This window comes from Enterobacter sp. LU1, from assembly GCF_008271405.2.
GTDB classification, from domain to species: Bacteria; Pseudomonadota; Gammaproteobacteria; order Enterobacterales; family Enterobacteriaceae; genus Enterobacter; species Enterobacter hormaechei_C.
On record NZ_CP043438.2, the window covers coordinates 3,535,224 to 3,555,218 of the forward strand.

Here is a 19,995-nt window from a genome sequence, read left to right on the forward strand (position 1 = left end):
TTAACCGCACAATCCACCACGTAACAATTCCCCAACATTCACCATCATTGGTTATTATGTTTCCGGAAAAATAATCACTTAACTCACGATTCCTGAAACTAATGACAAAAACAACTCAAGGGCTTAGCCCCGCACTCATCCTTTTAATGTCCGTGGCAACGGGTCTGGCCGTCGCCAGCAACTATTACGCACAACCACTGCTCGACACCATCGCACGCGCCTTCGATCTTTCAGCCAGCTCCGCCGGGTTTATTGTCACCGCCGCACAGCTCGGCTATGCGGCCGGGCTGCTGTTCCTGGTGCCATTAGGCGATATGTTTGAGCGCCGGATGCTTATCGTCTCCATGACGCTGCTGGCGGCGGGCGGGATGTTGATCACCGCCAGCAGCCAGTCGTTAACGATGATGATTATCGGCACCGCGCTGACGGGGCTGTTCTCGGTGGTGGCGCAAATTCTGGTTCCCCTCGCCGCGACGCTGGCTTCCCCGGAAAAACGCGGCAAAGTGGTCGGCACTATCATGAGCGGCCTGCTGCTGGGCATCCTGCTGGCGCGAACCGTTGCCGGGCTGCTGGCGAGCCTCGGCGGCTGGCGCACCGTTTACTGGGTGGCGAGCGTGCTGATGGTTATCATGGCGCTGGCTCTGTGGCGCGGCCTGCCAAGGGTGAAGCAGGAAAATCACCTGAACTATCCGCAGCTCCTCGCCTCCGTTTTCAGCCTCTTCACCCGGGATAAACTCCTGCGCACGCGCGCCGTTCTGGGGTGTCTCACCTTCGCTAACTTCAGCATCTTATGGACGTCGATGGCGTTTCTGCTCGCCGCACCGCCGTTTAACTACTCAGAAGGCGTGATTGGCCTGTTCGGGCTGGCAGGCGCGGCTGGCGCACTGGGCGCGCGCCCGGCGGGTGGGCTGGCCGACAAAGGCAAATCTCATATGACCACCTCCGCAGGGCTGGTTTTACTCCTGCTCTCCTGGGCGGCCATCTGGTACGGACACGTCTCTGTGCTGGCGCTGATTGTCGGTATTCTGGTGCTCGACCTCACCGTGCAGGGTGTACATATCACCAACCAGACCGTGATTTACCGCGTGAAGCCGGATGCCCGTAACCGTCTGACGGCCGGGTACATGACCAGCTACTTTATCGGCGGCGCGGCGGGCTCGCTCATCTCAGCCTCCGCCTGGCAGCATGCGGGCTGGACGGGCGTGTGCGCCATCGGCGCCATCGTCGCGGCGATAAATCTGCTGGTATGGTGGCGCGGCTATCACCGTCAGGAAGCAATTCACTAAGTTTTACTTAGCTTTGGGCCCCCTGGGGTGTAAAGGGGGCCTGCATCTGTTAAGGTAACGGTAATCATTTATCCCAGAAATTTTACTGTGGGTGACATATTTACTACCGGCATGAATAGTTCAGACCCCTGTCCTCACATCCCCTCTTTCGCGGGTACACACCCCACGCTCTCTGTGCTCACCGGGTCACGGATTTACCCGGCGCTTTCTGATGGTGACATACGTTTGGCGGATATAACCGCACAAATAATTCATTTACATTATTTGTCACTGTCGTTACTATATCGGCTGTAATTAATGAGGTTATGCCCAAAATGGATAGTTCGTTTACGCCCATTGAACAAATGCTTAAGTTCCGCGCCAGTCGTCATGAGGACTTCCCGTATCAGGAAATCCTGCTGACCCGCCTGTGCATGCACATGCAGGGTAAGCTGCTGGAAAATCGTAACAAGATGCTGAAAGCGCAGGGGATTAACGAGACGTTGTTTATGGCGTTGATTACGCTGGAGTCTCAGGAAAATCACAGCATTCAGCCGTCGGAACTGAGCTGTGCGCTGGGGTCATCCCGTACCAATGCGACCCGTATCGCGGATGAACTGGAAAAGCGCGGCTGGATTGAACGCCGTGAAAGCGATAACGATCGCCGCTGCCTGCATCTGCAACTGACCGAGAAAGGTCACGAATTCTTGCGCGAAGTGCTGCCACCGCAGCACAACTGCCTGCACCAGCTCTGGTCTGCCCTCAGCACCGCCGAGCGCGACCAGCTTGAGCACATTACTCGCAAGCTGCTCACCCGTCTGGACCAGATGGATGAAGACGGCGTCATCCTTGAGGCGCTGCGCTAACGCGACGATCCGCTCAACATTCCAGATTGCTAAAAAGAAAAACTGACAGGCCAGCACGTGAAACTGCTGGCCTTTCTGACAACAGGTCGGCTCAGCCGATGTGAAAATAAAAAGATCGTGGAGAACAACAATGAGCGCAAATGCGGAGAACACCCTCCCGCAGCAACCGGCCAACAAAAAGGGCAAACGTAAGAGCGCCCTTATTCTGCTGACCTTGCTCTTTATTATTATTGCCGTGGCATATGGGATCTATTGGTTTTTAGTCTTGCGTCATGTTGAAGAGACAGACGATGCATACGTGGCAGGGAATCAGGTTCAAATCATGGCCCAGGTGTCAGGCAGCGTGACGAAAGTCTGGGCTGATAACACCGACTTTGTGAAAAAAGGCGATGTGCTGGTCACGCTCGACCCGACCGACGCCCAACAGGCGTTTGAAAAAGCACAGACGGCGCTGGCCTCCAGCGTTCGCCAGACCCGCCAGCTGATGATCAACAGCAAGCAGCTTCAGGCCAATATCGACGTGCAGAAAACGGCCCTGGCTCAGGCGCAGAGCGACCTCAATCGTCGTGTTCCTCTCGGCACCGCCAACCTGATTGGCCGTGAAGAGTTGCAGCACGCCCGCGACGCGGTGGCCAGCGCACAGGCGCAACTGGACGTGGCGATCCAACAGTACAACGCTAATCAGGCGATGGTGCTGGGTACCTCTCTGGAAAACCAGCCAGCGGTGAAACAGGCGGCGACCGAAGTGCGTAACGCATGGCTTGCCCTGCAACGTACCAAAATCGTCAGCCCGATGACCGGCTACGTTTCCCGTCGTTCCGTACAGCCAGGGGCGCAGATTAGCACCACCACGCCGCTGATGGCGGTCGTTCCGGCAAACAATCTGTGGGTCGATGCGAACTTCAAAGAGACCCAGCTGGCGCATATGCGTATCGGCCAGACCGCGACCGTGGTCAGCGATATTTACGGCGATGACGTCAAGTACACCGGAAAAGTGGTCGGTCTGGACATGGGGACCGGCAGCGCGTTCAGCCTGCTGCCTGCACAGAACGCCACCGGCAACTGGATCAAAGTGGTACAGCGCTTGCCTGTGCGTATCGAGCTGGATCCTAAGCAGCTGGCAGACCATCCGCTGCGAATTGGCCTTTCCACGCTGGTGACGGTCGATACCGCCAACCGCGACGGTCAGATCCTCGCAAGCCAGGTGCGCAGTACGCCAGCTTATGAAAGTAACGCCCGTGAAATTAGCCTCGATCCGGTCAATAAGCTGATCGATGACATCGTGAAGGCAAACGCCGGTTAAGCCGAAGGTGAGCGTTATGCAACAGCAAAAGCCGCAAAAACCGCTGGAGGGGGCGCAGCTGGTCATTATGACCATTGCGCTGTCGCTGGCGACATTCATGCAGGTGCTGGACTCCACCATCGCAAACGTGGCGATCCCTACGATCGCCGGGAACCTTGGCTCATCGCTGAGCCAGGGGACCTGGGTCATTACCTCGTTCGGGGTGGCGAACGCCATCTCCATTCCCATCACCGGCTGGCTGGCGAAGCGCGTCGGTGAAGTGAAGCTGTTCCTCTGGTCGACGATCCTGTTCGTGCTGGCCTCCTGGGCCTGCGGCATGTCCAGCAGCCTGACGATGCTGATTTTCTTCCGCGTCATCCAGGGGATTGTCGCCGGGCCGTTGATTCCGCTGTCGCAGAGTTTGCTGCTGAACAACTATCCGCCCGCCAAGCGCTCCATCGCGCTCGCGCTGTGGTCGATGACGGTGATCGTCGCCCCAATTTGCGGGCCAATCCTCGGCGGCTATATCAGCGATAACTATCACTGGGGCTGGATCTTCTTCATCAACGTGCCCATCGGTGCGCTGGTGGTGCTGATGACGCTACAGTCTCTGCGTGGTCGCGAAACGCGGACCGAACAGCGGCGGATCGACGGCATCGGGCTGGCACTGCTGGTTGTCGGCATCGGCAGCCTGCAAATCATGCTCGACCGCGGCAAAGAGCTGGACTGGTTTGCCTCTACGGAAATCATTGTGCTGACGGTGGTCGCCGTGGTGGCCATCAGCTTCCTGATTGTCTGGGAGCTGACGGACGATAATCCGATAGTCGACCTCTCGCTGTTTAAATCGCGAAACTTCACCATCGGCTGCCTCTGTATCAGTCTCGCCTATATGCTCTACTTCGGCGCGATTGTTCTGCTGCCGCAGCTGTTGCAGGAGGTGTACGGCTATACCGCAACCTGGGCGGGGCTGGCCTCCGCGCCGGTGGGGTTAATTCCGGTTCTGCTGTCGCCGATTATTGGCCGTTTCGCCCATAAGCTCGACATGCGCAGGCTGGTGACGTTCAGCTTCATCATGTACGCCGTGTGCTTCTACTGGCGCGCGTATACGTTTGAACCGGGAATGGACTTTGGCGCCTCCGCGTGGCCGCAGTTTATTCAGGGCTTCGCCGTAGCGTGCTTCTTTATGCCGCTGACCACCATTACGCTTTCCGGCTTACCGCCTGAGCGGATGGCGGCGGCATCGAGCCTGTCGAACTTCACCCGTACGCTGGCGGGCTCCATCGGGACTTCGATCACCACCACGCTGTGGACCAACCGGGAATCGATGCACCATGCTCAACTCACCGAAGCGGTGAACCCGTTCAACCCTAACGCTCAGCAGATGTATAGCCAGCTTGAGGGGATGGGGATGACGGAGCAGCAGGCGTCCGGCTGGCTTGCCCAGCAGATCACCAACCAGGGGCTGATTATCTCGGCAAACGAGATTTTCTGGATATCGGCGGGGATCTTCATCGTCCTGCTGGGGCTGGTGTGGTTTGCCAAACCGCCTTTTGGGGCCGGTAGCGGGGGCGGTGGGGCGCACTAGCCCTGTGCACGGGTTGCCGGGTGGCGGCTACGCCTTATCCGGCCTACGATCGTAGGCCCGGTAAGCGCAGCGCCACCGGGCAACAATCGCCCCCCTTGTCCAAAACGCGACAGCGATTGTCAGTTCCGATAAAGCAGTGCGCCTGAAATCGATTCACGATAGTGAAAAGACAACAGGAGCGCACCATGCTGAACACACCCGCCGAAAAATACCAGCCTTACCCCACCCTTTCGTTGCCCGACCGCCGCTGGCCGGAGCAGATTATCACCCGCGCCCCGCGCTGGCTCTCGACCGACTTACGCGACGGTAACCAGGCGCTGGCCGAGCCGATGGACAGCGCGCGCAAGCTGCAATTCTGGGATCTGCTGCTGAGCTGCGGGTTTAAAGAAATCGAAGTCGCCTTCCCGTCCGCCTCGCAGACGGACTTCAATTTTGTGCGTCAGCTGATTGAGGAGAACCGCATCCCGGATGACGTCACCATTCAGGTGTTAACGCAGGCGCGGGACGATCTTATCCGTCGCACTTTCGACTCCCTGCGCGGCGCGAAGCAGGCCACCGTTCACCTGTATAACGCCACCGCCCCGCTGTTCCGCCGTCTGGTATTCGGCATGGAGAAAGCGCAAATCGTCGAGCTGGCGACGCGCGCGACGCGCCTGATTCGTCAGCTGTGTGAAGAGAACCCTGACACCCGCTGGCAGTACGAGTACTCCCCGGAAACCTTCTGCTTTACCGAACCGGAGTTTGCGCTGGAGATTTGTGAAGCCGTGGCGGAGATCTGGCAGCCGTGCGCGGCGCGTCCGATGATCCTCAACCTCCCCGCTACCGTCGAAGTGAGCACGCCGAACGTCTATGCCGACCAGATCGAGTATTTCTGCCGCCACTTCAGCCGCCGCAGTGACGTCTGTATCAGCGTGCACCCGCATAACGATCGCGGTACCGGCGTCGCCAGCGCAGAGCTGGCCGTCATGGCCGGGGCTGACCGCGTGGAGGGCTGCCTGTTTGGTAACGGTGAGCGCACGGGCAACGTCTGCCTGGTGACGCTGGCGATGAACCTCTACAGCCAGGGCATTAGCCCGAATCTGGATTTCAGTGATATGAATCGGGTGGTTGAAACGGTAGAAACCTGCAACCAGCTGCCCGTCCATCCGCGCCATCCGTGGGCGGGTCGTCTGGCTTACACCGCCTTCTCCGGCTCGCACCAGGATGCCATCAAGAAAGGTTTCGATGCCCGTAAGCCTGGCGAACGCTGGGAGATGCCCTATCTGCCCGTCGACCCGCAGGATATTGGCTGTACCTATGAAGCGGTGATCCGCGTGAACAGCCAGTCAGGAAAAAGCGGAAGCGCCTGGCTTATTGAGCAAAACCACGGCCTGAAATTGCCTCGCGCCCTGCAACAGGATTTTAGCCAGCACGTGCAGCAGGAAACGGATAACCATGGAAAAGAGATGACGCAGAATGCGCTCTGGCAGCTGTTCCGCGCCCGCTACGGCCTGGTGGCGAGCCCGCCATTAGCGCTGCAATCGTACCGCAGCGACAGCCAGCAGGACGGCCAGCTGCGGCTGACGGCAAGCGTCGCCACGCAAGGGGGCACCCGCCAGCTGGAAGGCCAGGGAAACGGTTTGCTCTCCGCCGCCGCTCACGGCTTAAGCCGCTGGATCAACGCACCGTTTGTGATCAAGGATTATCACGAACATACGTTAGGCGAACGCAGCGACAGCCGCTCGGTGGCCTATATCCGCTGCCTGTTCCAGGATGGGACCAGCCGCTGGGGCGTGGGCATCGACAGCGACGTGGCACGCGCGTCGATTCAGGCGCTTTTTAACGCGGTCAGTCGTTCCTGAAGTAATCGCTGGGTGAGAGACCCATTACCCGGCGAAACATTGCCGTAAAGGCGCTGTGGCTGCCATACCCCAGATCCAGCGCCACGCGTAATACCGGCTGGCCCTGCGCCAGCCGCACTAAGGCTTCCAGCAGTCGCGCCCTTCTCACCCACTCGCCGTAGCTCAGGCCTGTCTGCTGCTGAAAATGGCGGTTCAGCGTGCGTTCGCTCATCCCCACAATACCTGCGGCCTGGGCGCTGCTCCAGCTTTCTCCCGGGGCCATTCGAATCTGCTGGCAGAGGTGGCGCAGCGCTTCGCTTTCCGGCTCGGGCAGGTGAAACGGCAGTACCGGCATGAGGCGAATTTCATCGAGGATCAGCTCATAAACACGTTCATCGCGGCTTCCGGGTGCGTAAGATTCAGGAAGCGTAAGGGAGGTCAGGATCAGCTCGCGCAGCAGGGGCGAGATCTGCACGATCTGGCAGGTCGCCGGAAGATCGGCGCGCGCCAGCGGGTCGATAAACAGCGTGCGGGCAGCAACGTTGCCGGTGATGCGCAAGGCGTGCTGCGTACCCGCAGGTAGCCAGACGCCGCGACCGGGCGGCACCACCCAGCAGCCGGATGCGGTATCGACCCGCACGACGCCGGTGAGGCTGTGCAGGAGCTGCGCGCAGTCGTGCTGATGCCACGGCTCGCTGTCGCCATGAGCATAATCATGCGAAAACGGCACAAGCGGGCGATGGGTAAAGGAGAAGGTGATGGTTGTCGTCATCAGGATTGTAGGCCCGGTCAGCGAAGCGCCACCGGGCATCCACAGGCACGATACTAAATGTGCAGTTCCTGAAGTTTTTCTTTTGGCAGGGCCAGCTCGTCATTGCTGTTTACACGAACATCACGTTCGATGATATGACGGGCAATCTCCTGAGCTTCTTCCAGAGAGTGCATCTGGTAAGTGCCGCACTGGTAAACGTTCAGCTCAGGGATCTGGTTCTGCTCTTTCACCTTCAGTACGTCTTCCATCGCCGCTTTCCACGCATCCGCGACGCGTTTCTCATCAGGCTGACCAATCAGGCTCATGTAGAAACCGGTGCGGCAGCCCATCGGAGAGATATCGATGATCTCCACGCCGTTGCCGTTCAGGTGGTCGCGCATGAATCCGGCGAACAGGTGTTCCAGCGTGTGAATGCCTTTCTCTGGCATCACTTCTTTATTGGGCACGCAGAAGCGCAGGTCGAAAACGGTGATCGTGTCGCCGTGCGGCGTGTTCATGGTCTTCGCCACGCGGACTGCTGGTGCTTCCATACGGGTATGGTCGACAGTAAAGCTATCTAATAACGGCATACGTCACCTCCGATAGTGATTTTTTTAAAATAAACTGAACTCTTCTACAGAATGCGCGTCTGAGTATATGAAAGACGCGCATTTGTTATCATCATCCCTGAATTCAGAGATGTATATTTTGGCCACAGCGATGTGGCCTTTTTCTTTTTGGTTCAGGCCTGCTTCGCCAGAAACGCCTCAAACGACTCCGTATCCGCCGCTTCGACCTCTTTCTGACGCACAACGGACGCATCACGCTCTGTCACAAAATCCGCTTCGCTCAGGATCTCTAACGGCTCCTGCATCAGCATCTCACGGTACTCCGCTGAGAGTGAACGCCCTGTGCCACCAATTCCCTGCTCAATCATAGAACGCAGAATACGTGCTGAGAATGTCAGTTCCGGGTTATCAAAGCTTTCAACCAGTTCGTCGCAGACCTTCTGGTAAGCTTCGCCGCCGTACACGCTGTCCAGCGTCTGGGCTACGCGCTTCAGGTCATGGAACAGATCCTTCCCTACCTTAGACAGTGGGAACTGAGCCGTTTCACAGCCAATACCTAACGTCAGACCCGGCTTGCGCCCTTCCAGAATCACGCGATTCCAGTTGGCACGGGTACACAGCAGTTCGTCGGAACTCATTTCCGGCGCATCCGCCAGTACGCACCAGACCATAAACAGGTCAAGGAAGCGAACCTGCTGTTCGTCAACGCCAATCGGTGAGAACGGGTTGATATCCAGCGAGCGCACTTCAATGTATTCGATCCCGCCGCGCTGTAGCGCATCCGACGGTGTTTCACCGCTGCGCGTCACGCGCTTCGGACGAATCGGCGCATACAGTTCATTTTCAATCTGCAACACGTTGGTGTTAATTTGCAGGCGCTTACCGTCTTTCTCGAGGCCGATTTTTTCGTACTCTTCCGACGGGGTTTTTATCGCCCGCTTCAAGCCTGCCACATATTCGTGCAGATCGTTAAACGTAATTCCGAGATTACTTTGCGATTTATTGGTATAGCCAAGGTCGCTCAGGCGCAGGGAGGTCGCGTACGGCAGGTAATACATGCCACATTCGGTCTTCTCGAACGGCAGCGTGGTCGGTTTCCCTTGCAGGAACGAAGAACAGACGGCCGGTGACGCGCCGAACAGATACGGAATAACCCAGCCAAAACGGTAGTAGTTGCGGATCAGGCGGAAGTAACCCGCGGAGATCGCTTCTTTATCCGTTTCACCGCACTTCGCCTGCCAGAACGCCATCGGCAGAGAGAAATTGTAGTGCACGCCAGAGATCGTCTGCATCAGTGCGCCGTAGCGATTTTTCAGTCCTTCGCGATACAGCGTTTTCAGCCGACCAATATTCGAGGTGCCGTACTGCGCCAGCTCGATATCCTGCCCCTGCTCGATATAGCACGGCATGCTGAGAGGCCACATACGCTCGTCGCCTAGGTTGCGGGCGGTGAAGCGATGCACGTCGCGCATGATCGTCAGCATATGATCAATATCACCGTCTACTGGCGTGATGAACTCCAGCAGCGCTTCGGCGAAATCGGTTGTGATCCATTTATGTGTCAGCGCCGAGCCTAACGCCTTCGGGTGTCCCGTAGTCGCTAAGCTACCATCCGCATTTACGCGCAGCGTTTCGCGCTCAAGCCCACGCTGAATACCCTTCAGTGCCTGAGGGTGATTTTCCAGCCAGGCCAGCGCCTGTGATACGTCCGGGATCAATTTGACCTCCCGCCTGTCAAAAAATTGTCACTCAGCATAATTGTAATGGTTGACGATTGAAGGTCGCGAATTCATTCCACCAATTAGTGCCACCACGTCATACCCTGTAGTGTTACCCATGCCAGTAAAACATAGCGTAACGCCTTGCCAAGGCACAAAAAAAAGAGCACCGGTCCCCAGGAAATGCGCATCCATCCCGCCAGCAGACACAGTAAATCGCCTATTACAGGCATCCAGCTTAATAACAGCGTGGCAGCGCCATAGCGTTTTAGCCAGCCGACTGCCTTTTCCTGCCAGCGAGATTTTTCGCGTAGCGGAAAGAAACGTCCAAGAATAACGTTAGTCAGCCCTCCAAGGCTATTACCCATTGTTGCTATTAAGACCAGCAACCAGGGCTGACTTACGCCGGACAACAGCATCGCCACCAGCACCACTTCCGAATTCCCCGGTAAGAGGGTGGAGCTTAAAAAACTGCTGGCGAATAATGAAGCGAGTGACAGCGCGTCACTCACAGTAAGCGAACGTCCACCGCCGCCATTCCGGCATCACGCGCGGCCTGAATGCCAAAATCAGCATCTTCAAACACCACGCATTTTGCAGGTGGAACACCCATTAATTCTGCACAGAGCAGGAAGGTATCCGGTGCGGGTTTGTGATGTTTAACATGATCGGCGGCAACGACGGCAGAAAAATAGTGGCGCAGGCCAAGGTGGTTGAGTAGCGCTTCAGCAATCGCGCTCTCGCTGCCCGTACCGACAGACATAGGACGACGCCCGTGCCACTCCTTGACGACGTCAATGAGTGGTAAAGGCTGCACGGTGTCTAACAGTATGGCTTTTACCGCGTCGGTTTTTTCACGCGCGAGCTGATGCGGGTCGAGATCGGCCTGATTCAGCTCAATCACGGCCTGTGCGATACGCCAGGTGGGCGATCCATTGAGGGCAATCATCGCCTGTAAATCGAAACGCATACCGTAACGGCCCAGGACTTCGGTCCAGGCCTGACGATGCGTGGGTTCGGTATCCAGGAGGGTGCCGTCCATGTCGAAGATCAAACCGTCATACTGTGCGTACATCGTGCTCTCGCTAAACGATTAACAAAGCATTACTTTATCGTAAAAGGGGATTTTTGTCGCTGATTGCGAAGTGATAACAATGAGAGTGATTAAGAACTAAACATCGAAGGGGATCACAAGAAGAGATGGTGCATCCGGGAGGATTCGAACCTCCGACCGCTCGGTTCGTAGCCGAGTACTCTATCCAGCTGAGCTACGGATGCATCGGGGAAATGCTTTTATAAACAGTAAATGGTGCATCCGGGAGGATTCGAACCTCCGACCGCTCGGTTCGTAGCCGAGTACTCTATCCAGCTGAGCTACGGATGCATCAGGGAACTGCTTTCAGAAATAGTAAATGGTGCATCCGGGAGGATTCGAACCTCCGACCGCTCGGTTCGTAGCCGAGTACTCTATCCAGCTGAGCTACGGATGCATCGGGATTTACTACTGTACTGCTCGATATTCATATCACTTCGAAAGCAATATGAAGTAATAGATGGTGCATCCGGGAGGATTCGAACCTCCGACCGCTCGGTTCGTAGCCGAGTACTCTATCCAGCTGAGCTACGGATGCAAAATGGCGGTGAGGCGGGGATTCGAACCCCGGATGCAGCTTTTGACCGCATACTCCCTTAGCAGGGGAGCGCCTTCAGCCTCTCGGCCACCTCACCACACAACGCCTCTTTCGAGTGCTTCGAGCAACTCGTTAAGAGCTTCTCGTCGCTGCGTGGCGCATATATTACTTTCTGGGACTTATAAGTCAAACAATTTTCCACATGCTTTTTTCGTTTGCACAATTCGCACCCAATTCGCATGTAAAAGCCGCAAAGAGAGTGTTTTATAAGCTGATTTTGCAGGCATCTTCACAGAATTGTGTTGAGAGAAGCGCGTCTTTTGGATGAGATAAGATTATGAGAGTGGTCAAAAACGAAGCGTTTGAAATAGAACGGTAACTTTATGCAGGAAAAATAGCAGGAGGGTTGCGTCTCGCCCGACAGCGAGACGCGACAATATCAGTAACTGGACTGCTGGGATTTTTCAGCCTGGATACGCTGGTAGATCTCTTCACGGTGGACAGATACTTCTTTAGGAGCGTTAACACCAATACGTACCTGGTTACCCTTTACCCCTAAAACTGTCACGGTGACCTCATCCCCAATCATGAGGGTCTCACCAACTCGACGAGTCAGAATCAGCATTCTTTGCTCCTTGAAAGATTAAAAGAGTCGGGTCTCTTGTATCCCGGCATTATCCATCATATAACGCCAAAAAGTAAGCGATGACAAACACGTAAAGTGTAAGCAGTCACGGCATCACATTCTGTTAAACGTAAGTTTAGCCGATATACACAAACTCAACCTGACTTTATCGTTATCGATAGCGCAGTGAGCAAGACGCCATAACGTTACCGCTATGGCGTCTGCTTGTGCTTTGTAGTTATTACAGTTTCGCGCTTACCCAGCTTTCAACGCTGGCTAATGCCGCGGGAAGTGCCGCCGCATCCGTACCACCGGCTTGCGCCATGTCCGGACGACCGCCACCTTTGCCACCCACCTGCTGGGCGACCATGCCAATCAGTTCCCCTGCTTTAACACGATCCGTCACATCCTTAGAGACGCCCGCAATCAGAGAAACCTTACCCTCTGCGACCGTTGCCAGCACGATAACCGTCGAACCAAGCTGGTTCTTCAGATCGTCGACCATGGTACGCAGCATCTTAGGCTCAACGCCCGCCAGATCGCTGACCAGCAGTTTGACGCCCTTAATGTCTACCGCTTTGCTGGAGAGGTTTGCGCTCTCCTGCGCCGCAGCCTGTTCTTTCAGCTGCTGGAGTTCTTTTTCCAGCTGACGGGTACGATCCAGCGCGACACGCACTTTTTCGCCCAGGTTTTGACTATCGCCTTTCAGCAGCTGCGCGATCTCGTGCAGCTGGTCGCTCTGCGCATGCAGGCTGGCAATTGCGCCTTCCCCGGTCACCGCCTCAATACGACGCACGCCTGCCGCCGTCCCCGACTCGGAAACGATGCGGAACAAGCCGATGTCACCGGTGCGGGATGCGTGAGTACCGCCACACAGTTCGGTAGAGAAGTCGCCCATGCTCAGCACGCGAACGCGGTCGTCATATTTCTCGCCAAACAGCGCCATCGCACCTTTCTTCTTCGCTGCCTCGAGATCCATGATGTGGGTTTCGATTGGCAGGTTACGACGGATCTGGGCATTCACCAGGTCTTCCACCGCACGAATTTCAGACGGCTTCATCGCTTCAAAATGCGAGAAGTCGAAACGCAGCACTTTGTCATTAACCAGAGAACCTTTCTGTGCAACGTGCGTACCCAGCACTTCGCGCAGGGCTGCGTGCATCAGGTGGGTTGCCGAGTGGTTCAGACGAATGCGCGCGCGGCGAGCTTCGTCAACGTTGGCCTGAACGCCCTCGCCCACTTTCAGAGAGCCGGAAACCAGTTTGCCCTGGTGACCAATTGCCTGACCGTATTTCTGGGTATCGCTTACGCTGAAGCTGAAGCCATTGCCTTTCAGTTCGCCTTTATCGCCAACCTGGCCGCCCGATTCCGCATAGAACGGCGTTTTATCCAGGATAACAACCGCTTCCTGGCCCGCGCTAATGCTGTCTACGGCTTTACCGTCAACAAACAGCGCGGTTACGTTGCTGGTCAGGGCCAGCTCTTCGTAGCCTTTAAATTCAGACGCGCTATCAACGCGGATCATCGCGTTGTAGTCCGCGCCAAAACCGCTGGATTCACGCGCACGACGACGCTGCTCTTCCATTGCGGCTTCAAAGCCTGCTTCGTCAACTTTGATGTTGCGCTCGCGGCAAACGTCCGCGGTCAGGTCAACCGGGAAGCCGTAGGTGTCGTACAGGCGGAAAGCGGTTTCGCCATCCAGCGTGTCGCCCTTGAGTTTCGCCAGCTCGTCGTCCAGCAGCGCCAGACCGCGCTCCAGCGTACGGGCAAACTGCTCTTCTTCGGTTTTCAGAACCTGTTCAACCTGCGCCTGCTGGCGTTTCAGCTCGTCACCGGCAGAGCCCATCACGCCAATCAGTGGCCCAACGAGTTTATAGAAGAAGGTGTCCTTCGCGCCCAGCATGTTGCCATGGCGGATCGCACGACGAATGATACGACGCAGCACATAGCCACGGTTTTCATTCGACGGGATAACGCCGTCAGCAATCAGGAACGCACAGGAACGAATATGGTCTGCGATAACGCGCAGTGATTTGTTGCTCAGATCGGTTGCGCCCGTTACCTCAGCAACGGCTTTGATCAGGGTGCTGAACAGGTCAATCTCATAGTTGGAGTTAACGTGTTGCAGAACGGCCGCGATACGCTCAAGGCCCATACCGGTATCTACGGACGGTTTTGGCAGCGGCTCCATGGTGCCGTCGGCCTGACGGTTGAACTGCATGAAGACGATGTTCCAGATCTCAATGTAGCGATCGCCATCTTCTTCCGCGCTTCCCGGAGGGCCACCCCAGATGTGGTCGCCATGATCGTAGAAGATCTCGGTGCACGGACCGCAAGGGCCGGTGTCGCCCATCTGCCAGAAGTTATCAGACGCGTAAGGCGCGCCTTTGTTGTCACCGATACGGATGATACGTTCGCGCGGGATACCCACTTCTTTTTCCCAGATGTCGAACGCTTCGTCATCGGTCTCATACACGGTCACCCACAGACGCTCTTTCGGCAGATTGAACCAGTTTTCACCGGTCAGCAGTTCCCACGCGTATTGAATGGCATCGTGTTTGAAATAGTCGCCGAAGCTGAAGTTACCCAGCATTTCGAAGAAGGTGTGGTGGCGCGCGGTGTAACCGACGTTTTCCAGATCGTTGTGTTTACCGCCCGCACGCACGCAACGCTGTGAGGTTGTGGCGCGGGAATAATTACGCTTGTCGAGACCAAGGAACACATCCTTGAACTGGTTCATCCCGGCGTTGGTAAACAGCAGAGTCGGGTCATTGTTCGGTACCAGGGAGCTGCTGGCAACAACCTGGTGTCCCTTACTATGGAAAAAATCGAGAAACGCCTGACGGATCTCAGCGGTGCTCTTGCTCATAATTATCCTGAAATCAAGCTAACGAAATGTCGCAGCAGATCTGTATCTGTAAACAGTTGGACGGACCAGCTACTGGAAAAAGTGGGAATAAGATAAGTTTTCTTTAGTGGGAAGTAAAATCCCGCATGCGTTCAATCGGTAAAATTACGCCAGATATCCTGAATATCTTCCATCAGGAAGCCGCGGTAGAGCAAAAAGCGCTGGATTTTAACTTTTTCTGAAAATTCACGCGGCAGCGGCTCACCGTACTTTCGTACCGCCTGCTCACGCGCCAGTTCGCACCAGTCAATTTCACTTTCGCGCATGGCTTTTTCAATCGATTCACGGGCTACGCCTTTCTGGTTCAGCTCCTGGCGGATACGCGCTGGCCCATAGCCTTTACGACCACGGCTGGCAAGAAAGCGAGCGGCAAAACGGCCGTCATCCAGATAGTGATGCTCGTAGCACCAGGCAACCACGCGGTCATAATCTTCCGCGCTGGCATCAATGTCTTCCGGACCGTTTTTGCTCATGACGGGCGCTGACAGTTTCCGCCGCAGCTCCTGTTCGCTATGGTCACGCACGGCAAGAATACGCACGGCCCGATCCAGCAAGCGTGAGTAGGCTGGTCGGCGTGATGTCGGTTCACTCATAAAAAACCTGTCGATTCAGAAATGCAAAAAGGGCCGCATCAGCAGCCCTTCATTTTTATCCGAGAGGATTAAAAGTCTTCGTTGGTTTCTTCAGCATCCGCGCCGTCGACCACGAAATCAGGTTTAGAGTCCTGGTTGTTCAGCAGGAGTTCACGCACCTTCTTCTCAATCTCTTTCGCCGCCGCCGGGTTCTCTTTCAGCCAGGAGATAGCATTCGCTTTACCCTGACCAATCTTGTCACCGTTGTAGCTGTACCATGCGCCCGCTTTTTCAATCAGCTTCTCTTTCACGCCCAGGTCAACCAGCTCGCCGAGGAAGTTGATACCTTCGCCGTAGAGGATCTGGAACTCAGCCTGTTTGAACGGTGCTGCGATTTTGTTCTTCACAACCTTCACGCGGGTTTCGCTACCGACTACGTTATCCCCTTCTTTCACCGCACCGATACGGCGGATATCCAGACGGACAGAAGCGTAGAATTTCAGAGCGTTACCGCCGGTGGTGGTTTCCGGGTTACCGAACATTACACCAATTTTCATACGGATCTGGTTGATGAAGATCAGCAGCGTATTGGACTGCTTCAGGTTACCCGCCAGCTTACGCATCGCCTGGCTCATCATACGTGCCGCGAGGCCCATGTGAGAGTCACCGATTTCACCTTCAATTTCCGCTTTTGGCGTCAGCGCCGCAACGGAGTCGACGATGATCACGTCAACCGCGCCTGAGCGCGCCAGCGCGTCACAAATTTCCAGTGCCTGCTCGCCGGTGTCCGGCTGGGAGCACAGCAGGTTGTCGATATCAACGCCCAGTTTACGGGCATAGACCGGGTCCAGCGCGTGCTCGGCATCGATAAACGCACAGGTTTTACCTTCGCGCTGTGCCGCCGCAACAACCTGCAACGTCAGGGTAGTTTTACCCGAGGATTCCGGACCGTAGATTTCTACGATACGGCCCATCGGCAAACCGCCAGCGCCCAGTGCGATATCAAGAGAAAGCGAACCAGTGGAGATAGTTTCCACATCCATGGAACGGTCTTCACCCAGGCGCATGATGGAGCCTTTACCGAATTGCTTTTCGATCTGGCCCAGTGCTGCCGCCAACGCTTTCTGTTTGTTTTCGTCGATAGCCATTATTACTCCTGTCATGCCGGGAGAAGCAACTGCGCTTCACCATGGACTTCTGTTCTGTTGAGGCAATTATACTGTATAGTCATACAGTATCAAGTATTTTGTAGAAATTGTTGCCAGAGCGTTTTTAACGCGTATTCCGTTGCCTGACGACGCACGCTTTCGCGGTCGCCGCTGAAGCATTCCCGGCGGGTGATCCCTTCACCTTTTGAGGTGGCAAAGCCAAACCAGACGGTGCCGACAGGCTTCACGTCGCTGCCGCCGTCCGGCCCCGCGATACCGCTGATGGAGATAGCGTAATCTGCGCGCGCCTCTTTCAGCGCGCCAATCGCCATCTCGATCACCACCGGCTCGCTGACCGCGCCATGCTGCTCAAGCGTGGCTTCACGCACGCCGATCATCTGCGCTTTCGCCTCGTTACTGTAGGTCACAAAGCCGCGTTCAAACCAGGCGGAACTGCCAGCAATATCGGTAATTGCTTTCGCCACCCAGCCGCCGGTGCAGGATTCTGCGGTCGTGAGAGTCGCGCCGCGCTGTTTCAGCGCCAGCCCCACCACTTCGCTTAGCTGCATCAATTCATGGTCAGTCATTCTCGCTCCAGGCCTTAGAAAAACATGCAGCACAAGATAGCACTTTCTCATCAAATATGGGGATGCGCGTCGGGTTTTACGAGGGGGCTTCAGAAAAAAGCCGATGCGGGCGCATCGGCCAGAGAGACGCTTATTTCATGCTGTTAGCGAGGGTGTCCACATTGTGGCGAAACGCCTTGACGTAGGTGTCCGCCACGCCGCCCTTCGCGGACAGCGCTTCCGGGTAAAGTTCACCACCCGGCTGGGCGCCCGTGGCGGTCGCAATCTGCTTCACCAGGCGTGGGTCAAGCTGGTTTTCCATAAACCAGGTTTTCACGCCGTCAGCTTTAATCTGATTGATGATCTCCGCTACCTGCGCCGCGCTGGCTTCACTCTCAGACGACAGCCCCTGCGGCGCCATAAACGTCACGCCGTAGGCGCGGCTGAAATAGCCGAAGGCGTCGTGGCTGGTCAGCACTTTGCGCTTCGCCTGTGGGATGTCGCTGAAACGCTTTTTAGCCCAACCGTCCAGCTGAGAGAGCTGCGCAATATAGGGTTTACCGGTAGCTTCAAGCGCCGCCGTATCTTCAGGATCGGCCTTCACCAGCCCTGAGAGAATATTTTGCGCATACAGCGCGCCGTTCGCCGCGCTGTTCCACGCGTGCGGATCGGTCACGGTTTTACCGTCCTCTTCCAGCGTGTGCGTTTTCACGCCGTCCGAAGCAACCACCAGCTGGCCTTTGAATCCGGAGGCTTTCACCAGACGGTCGAGCCAACCCTCCAGCCCCAGCCCATTGACCACCACCACGTCAGCTTTACTCAGCGCCGCGCTGTCTTTGGGCGAGGGTTCGAAAGTATGGGGATCACCGTCCAGCCCCACCAGCGTCGTCACCTTTACACGATCGCCGCCAACCTGCTGCGTGATGTCTCCCAGGATGGAAAAGCTGGTCACCACATTAAGCGTTTTCGCCATTACGCCGTGCGTCATCATGCCGAGCGCGAGCGCCACGGCTAACCCTGTACGTTTCATCGTTTCCCCTTGCGTTAAAAAAGCGCCCGCAGGCTATCCGCCAGCCTGCTGCGCGTGCCAAATAAAACTGAAATAAAGAACAATGCGCTGGCGGTCAGCACAATGGAGGGCCCGGCGGGCAGACTCACTGCCCAGGAAAGGCTTAAGCCCAGCCACGCGCAAAAAATACCGCTGATACCCGCCATCAAAAGTAACCCTGGCAGTGTGCGCACCCAGCAGCGTGCCGCCACGGCGGGTAACATCATCAGCCCGACGGCCATCAGCGTGCCGAGCACCTGAAAACCGGCTACCAGGTTGAGCACCAGCAGCGCCAGAAACAGACCGTGTAACATCCCGGGCAGCCAGCGCGCGTTCACCTGCAACCACGCGGTATCAAACGCTTCGCTGACCAGCCCCCGATAAAAAATCGCCAGCGTGAGGAGCGTGAACATGCAAACGCCCGTCACGAACAGGGCTGACGCGCTATCCACGGCGAGAATGGAGCCAAACAGAAGATGAAGCAGATCGACATTTGAACCACGCAGCGACACCAGCGTGACGCCCAGCGCCAGCGAGCCCAGGTAAAACCCCGCGAAGCTGGCATCCTCTTTAAGCGGCGTGCGGCGGCTGACCAGCCCGGCCACCAGCGCAACGGCGATCCCGGCAATAAACCCGCCGACAGTCATTGCCAGCAGCGACATCCCGCTGAGCAGATAGCCCACCGCGACACCCGGCAAAATGGCGTGAGAAAGGGCGTCCCCCATCAGGCTCATCCGACGCAGTTGAAGAAATACGCCCAGCGCAGTGGTGCTGACGGAGAGCGCCAGGCAAACCACCAGCGCGCGCCGCATAAAGCCGTACTCAATAAACGGCTGGAAGAAGAGATGCCAGATCATGCCACCCTCACCCGCTCGGTTTTCCAGTGCGGCGTATCAGCGTCCAGCCGCAGCGTTTGTGGAAAGTGGCGCGAGACGCGTTCGCTGTCGTGCAGTACCGCCAGCAGGGTCTGCCCCTGCATATACATCTCCAGCATCAGATCCATCAGCACGTTGCAGGTCGCTTCATCGACGCCGGTGAAAGGCTCATCCAGCATCACCAGCGGCGCCTGCTGCACCAAAACGCGGGCAAACAGCATGCGCTGAAACTGGCCGCCGGAAAGTTCATCTATGGTAGAGAACGCCATGGACTCCAGCCCCACGCGCTCCAGCGCGCCGGCAATGCGCATGCGGGTATCCCGACGAAAACCGGCAAACAGTGAGATTGCTGGCCAGCAGCCCATACTCACCACGTCCTGCACGGTCAGAGGAAATTGCGCCTCCAGCGCGTGACGCTGCGCCAGCCAGCCCACCACCGGACGTCTCCCCTGCCAGCGAAACGTACCGCTGACGGGCGGAATAAAGCCGGCGAGCGTTTTCAGCAGCGTGGATTTGCCGCAGCCGTTGGCCCCGACGATAGCGGTCATGCTCCCGCGTTCAATCACGCCGGACAGCGCGCGCGTAACGGGCTGGCGATCGTAACCCGCCACCAGGTCGTTCATCACGATCATGGCAACGCCACCGCCCAGCGCACGGCCAGGCCGAGAAACAGAATGAGCACCAGCGCCAGCAGCAGCCGAACCGGGGATGAGAGAGAAAACAGGGACATGGATATCTCAATTCAAAAGTAATGTTATAACATAAC

Annotated in this window: 18 protein-coding genes and 5 tRNA genes; 5 read left to right on the forward strand and 18 right to left on the reverse strand. The window is 56.7% G+C overall.

The window, feature by feature from the left end; all coding sequences use genetic code 11:
* Nucleotides 1-101: 101 nt before the first annotated feature.
* The 5 genes from FZF21_RS16885 (at nt 102) to leuA (ending at nt 6,839) form a co-directional block, all read left to right on the forward strand.
* The gene (locus FZF21_RS16885) at nt 102-1,286 is read left to right on the forward strand and encodes an MFS transporter (protein WP_033487554.1); all 1,185 of its coding nucleotides are present in this window, start codon (nt 102-104) and stop codon (nt 1,284-1,286) included.
* 314 nt (nt 1,287-1,600) lie between these two features.
* Entirely contained in the window at nt 1,601-2,131 is a 531-nt protein-coding gene (emrR, locus tag FZF21_RS16890; RefSeq protein ID WP_017694792.1) for a multidrug efflux transporter EmrAB transcriptional repressor EmrR, read from the forward strand.
* A 130-nt stretch (nt 2,132-2,261) separates the two neighbouring features.
* Nucleotides 2,262-3,434 (forward strand): multidrug efflux MFS transporter periplasmic adaptor subunit EmrA, encoded by a 1,173-nt coding sequence (gene emrA / locus FZF21_RS16895; protein WP_017382776.1) that lies wholly within the window; start codon nt 2,262-2,264, stop codon nt 3,432-3,434.
* 16 nt (nt 3,435-3,450) lie between these two features.
* A complete protein-coding gene (emrB, locus tag FZF21_RS16900) occupies nt 3,451-4,998 on the forward strand; it encodes a multidrug efflux MFS transporter permease subunit EmrB (protein WP_006811709.1) in 1,548 nt (515 codons plus the stop codon).
* Between the two features lie 185 nt (nt 4,999-5,183).
* Entirely contained in the window at nt 5,184-6,839 is a 1,656-nt protein-coding gene (gene leuA, locus FZF21_RS16905) for a 2-isopropylmalate synthase (RefSeq protein WP_047738426.1), read from the forward strand.
* Here the strand turns inward: leuA and FZF21_RS16910 are convergent.
* The 18 genes from FZF21_RS16910 to FZF21_RS16995 form a co-directional block, all read right to left on the reverse strand.
* Complete coding sequence (locus FZF21_RS16910) at nt 6,826-7,590, reverse strand: helix-turn-helix transcriptional regulator (RefSeq protein WP_045328381.1); 765 nt, start codon at nt 7,588-7,590, stop codon at nt 6,826-6,828. The genes leuA and FZF21_RS16910 overlap by 14 nt on opposite strands.
* Nucleotides 7,591-7,643: 53 nt before the next feature.
* Nucleotides 7,644-8,159 carry an S-ribosylhomocysteine lyase gene (gene luxS, locus FZF21_RS16915; protein ID WP_017382778.1) on the reverse strand — a complete coding sequence of 172 codons (516 nt, stop codon included), beginning with the start codon at nt 8,157-8,159 and terminating at the stop codon, nt 7,644-7,646.
* A 152-nt stretch (nt 8,160-8,311) separates the two neighbouring features.
* Nucleotides 8,312-9,856, reverse strand: a complete 1,545-nt coding sequence (gshA, locus tag FZF21_RS16920) for a glutamate--cysteine ligase (protein WP_023295314.1) — start codon at nt 9,854-9,856, stop codon at nt 8,312-8,314.
* An 83-nt stretch (nt 9,857-9,939) separates the two neighbouring features.
* On the reverse strand, nt 9,940-10,368 hold the full coding sequence (locus FZF21_RS16925) for a YqaA family protein (RefSeq protein WP_017692791.1): 429 nt from the start codon (nt 10,366-10,368) through the stop codon (nt 9,940-9,942).
* The gene (gene yqaB, locus FZF21_RS16930; protein WP_015571665.1) at nt 10,365-10,931 is read right to left on the reverse strand and encodes a fructose-1-phosphate/6-phosphogluconate phosphatase; all 567 of its coding nucleotides are present in this window, start codon (nt 10,929-10,931) and stop codon (nt 10,365-10,367) included. The genes FZF21_RS16925 and yqaB overlap by 4 nt, the downstream gene beginning before the upstream one ends.
* Nucleotides 10,932-11,057: 126 nt before the next feature.
* Nucleotides 11,058-11,134: transfer RNA gene (locus tag FZF21_RS16935), tRNA-Arg, on the reverse strand.
* 29 nt (nt 11,135-11,163) lie between these two features.
* A tRNA-Arg gene (locus FZF21_RS16940) sits at nt 11,164-11,240 on the reverse strand.
* Between the two features lie 29 nt (nt 11,241-11,269).
* Nucleotides 11,270-11,346, reverse strand: a tRNA-Arg gene (locus tag FZF21_RS16945).
* A gap of 64 nt (nt 11,347-11,410) precedes the next feature.
* A tRNA-Arg gene (locus tag FZF21_RS16950) sits at nt 11,411-11,487 on the reverse strand.
* Between the two features lie 4 nt (nt 11,488-11,491).
* Nucleotides 11,492-11,584 (reverse strand) — tRNA-Ser (locus FZF21_RS16955).
* Nucleotides 11,585-11,926: 342 nt separating this feature from the next.
* Nucleotides 11,927-12,112 (reverse strand): carbon storage regulator CsrA, encoded by a 186-nt coding sequence (gene csrA, locus FZF21_RS16960; RefSeq protein WP_000906486.1) that lies wholly within the window; start codon nt 12,110-12,112, stop codon nt 11,927-11,929.
* Between the two features lie 241 nt (nt 12,113-12,353).
* Nucleotides 12,354-14,981, reverse strand: a complete 2,628-nt coding sequence (alaS, locus tag FZF21_RS16965) for an alanine--tRNA ligase (RefSeq protein WP_015571666.1) — start codon at nt 14,979-14,981, stop codon at nt 12,354-12,356.
* A 131-nt stretch (nt 14,982-15,112) separates the two neighbouring features.
* Nucleotides 15,113-15,613, reverse strand: coding sequence for a recombination regulator RecX (gene recX / locus FZF21_RS16970; RefSeq protein WP_047738424.1), 501 nt, complete (start codon nt 15,611-15,613; stop codon nt 15,113-15,115).
* Nucleotides 15,614-15,681: 68 nt separating this feature from the next.
* Nucleotides 15,682-16,740 carry a recombinase RecA gene (recA, locus tag FZF21_RS16975; protein ID WP_015571667.1) on the reverse strand — a complete coding sequence of 353 codons (1,059 nt, stop codon included), beginning with the start codon at nt 16,738-16,740 and terminating at the stop codon, nt 15,682-15,684.
* A gap of 89 nt (nt 16,741-16,829) precedes the next feature.
* Nucleotides 16,830-17,327 carry a nicotinamide-nucleotide amidase gene (gene pncC / locus FZF21_RS16980; RefSeq protein ID WP_003862172.1) on the reverse strand — a complete coding sequence of 166 codons (498 nt, stop codon included), beginning with the start codon at nt 17,325-17,327 and terminating at the stop codon, nt 16,830-16,832.
* A gap of 130 nt (nt 17,328-17,457) precedes the next feature.
* Complete coding sequence (locus tag FZF21_RS16985; protein WP_047738422.1) at nt 17,458-18,336, reverse strand: metal ABC transporter substrate-binding protein; 879 nt, start codon at nt 18,334-18,336, stop codon at nt 17,458-17,460.
* A 14-nt stretch (nt 18,337-18,350) separates the two neighbouring features.
* Nucleotides 18,351-19,211: a metal ABC transporter permease gene (locus FZF21_RS16990; protein WP_015571669.1), complete on the reverse strand. Its 861-nt coding sequence runs from the start codon at nt 19,209-19,211 to the stop codon at nt 18,351-18,353.
* Nucleotides 19,208-19,861, reverse strand: a complete 654-nt coding sequence (locus FZF21_RS16995) for an ATP-binding cassette domain-containing protein (RefSeq protein WP_017382783.1) — start codon at nt 19,859-19,861, stop codon at nt 19,208-19,210. The genes FZF21_RS16990 and FZF21_RS16995 overlap by 4 nt, the downstream gene beginning before the upstream one ends.
* Between the last annotated feature and the right edge of the window lie 134 nt (nt 19,862-19,995).

Coding starts and splice junctions, on each gene's coding strand:
- csrA (WP_000906486.1), bottom strand. CDS start 12,112: ATGCTGATTCTGACTCGTCGAGTTGGTGAGACCCTCATGATTGGGGAT.
- emrR (WP_017694792.1), top strand. CDS start 1,601: ATGGATAGTTCGTTTACGCCCATTGAACAAATGCTTAAGTTCCGCGCC.
- FZF21_RS16995 (WP_017382783.1), bottom strand. CDS start 19,861: ATGATCGTGATGAACGACCTGGTGGCGGGTTACGATCGCCAGCCCGTT.
- recX (WP_047738424.1), bottom strand. CDS start 15,613: ATGAGTGAACCGACATCACGCCGACCAGCCTACTCACGCTTGCTGGAT.
- recA (WP_015571667.1), bottom strand. CDS start 16,740: ATGGCTATCGACGAAAACAAACAGAAAGCGTTGGCGGCAGCACTGGGC.
- pncC (WP_003862172.1), bottom strand. CDS start 17,327: ATGACTGACCATGAATTGATGCAGCTAAGCGAAGTGGTGGGGCTGGCG.
- FZF21_RS16885 (WP_033487554.1), top strand. CDS start 102: ATGACAAAAACAACTCAAGGGCTTAGCCCCGCACTCATCCTTTTAATG.
- alaS (WP_015571666.1), bottom strand. CDS start 14,981: ATGAGCAAGAGCACCGCTGAGATCCGTCAGGCGTTTCTCGATTTTTTC.
- leuA (WP_047738426.1), top strand. CDS start 5,184: ATGCTGAACACACCCGCCGAAAAATACCAGCCTTACCCCACCCTTTCG.
- emrA (WP_017382776.1), top strand. CDS start 2,262: ATGAGCGCAAATGCGGAGAACACCCTCCCGCAGCAACCGGCCAACAAA.
- FZF21_RS16985 (WP_047738422.1), bottom strand. CDS start 18,336: ATGAAACGTACAGGGTTAGCCGTGGCGCTCGCGCTCGGCATGATGACG.
- emrB (WP_006811709.1), top strand. CDS start 3,451: ATGCAACAGCAAAAGCCGCAAAAACCGCTGGAGGGGGCGCAGCTGGTC.
- luxS (WP_017382778.1), bottom strand. CDS start 8,159: ATGCCGTTATTAGATAGCTTTACTGTCGACCATACCCGTATGGAAGCA.
- FZF21_RS16990 (WP_015571669.1), bottom strand. CDS start 19,211: ATGATCTGGCATCTCTTCTTCCAGCCGTTTATTGAGTACGGCTTTATG.
- FZF21_RS16910 (WP_045328381.1), bottom strand. CDS start 7,590: ATGACGACAACCATCACCTTCTCCTTTACCCATCGCCCGCTTGTGCCG.
- yqaB (WP_015571665.1), bottom strand. CDS start 10,931: ATGTACGCACAGTATGACGGTTTGATCTTCGACATGGACGGCACCCTC.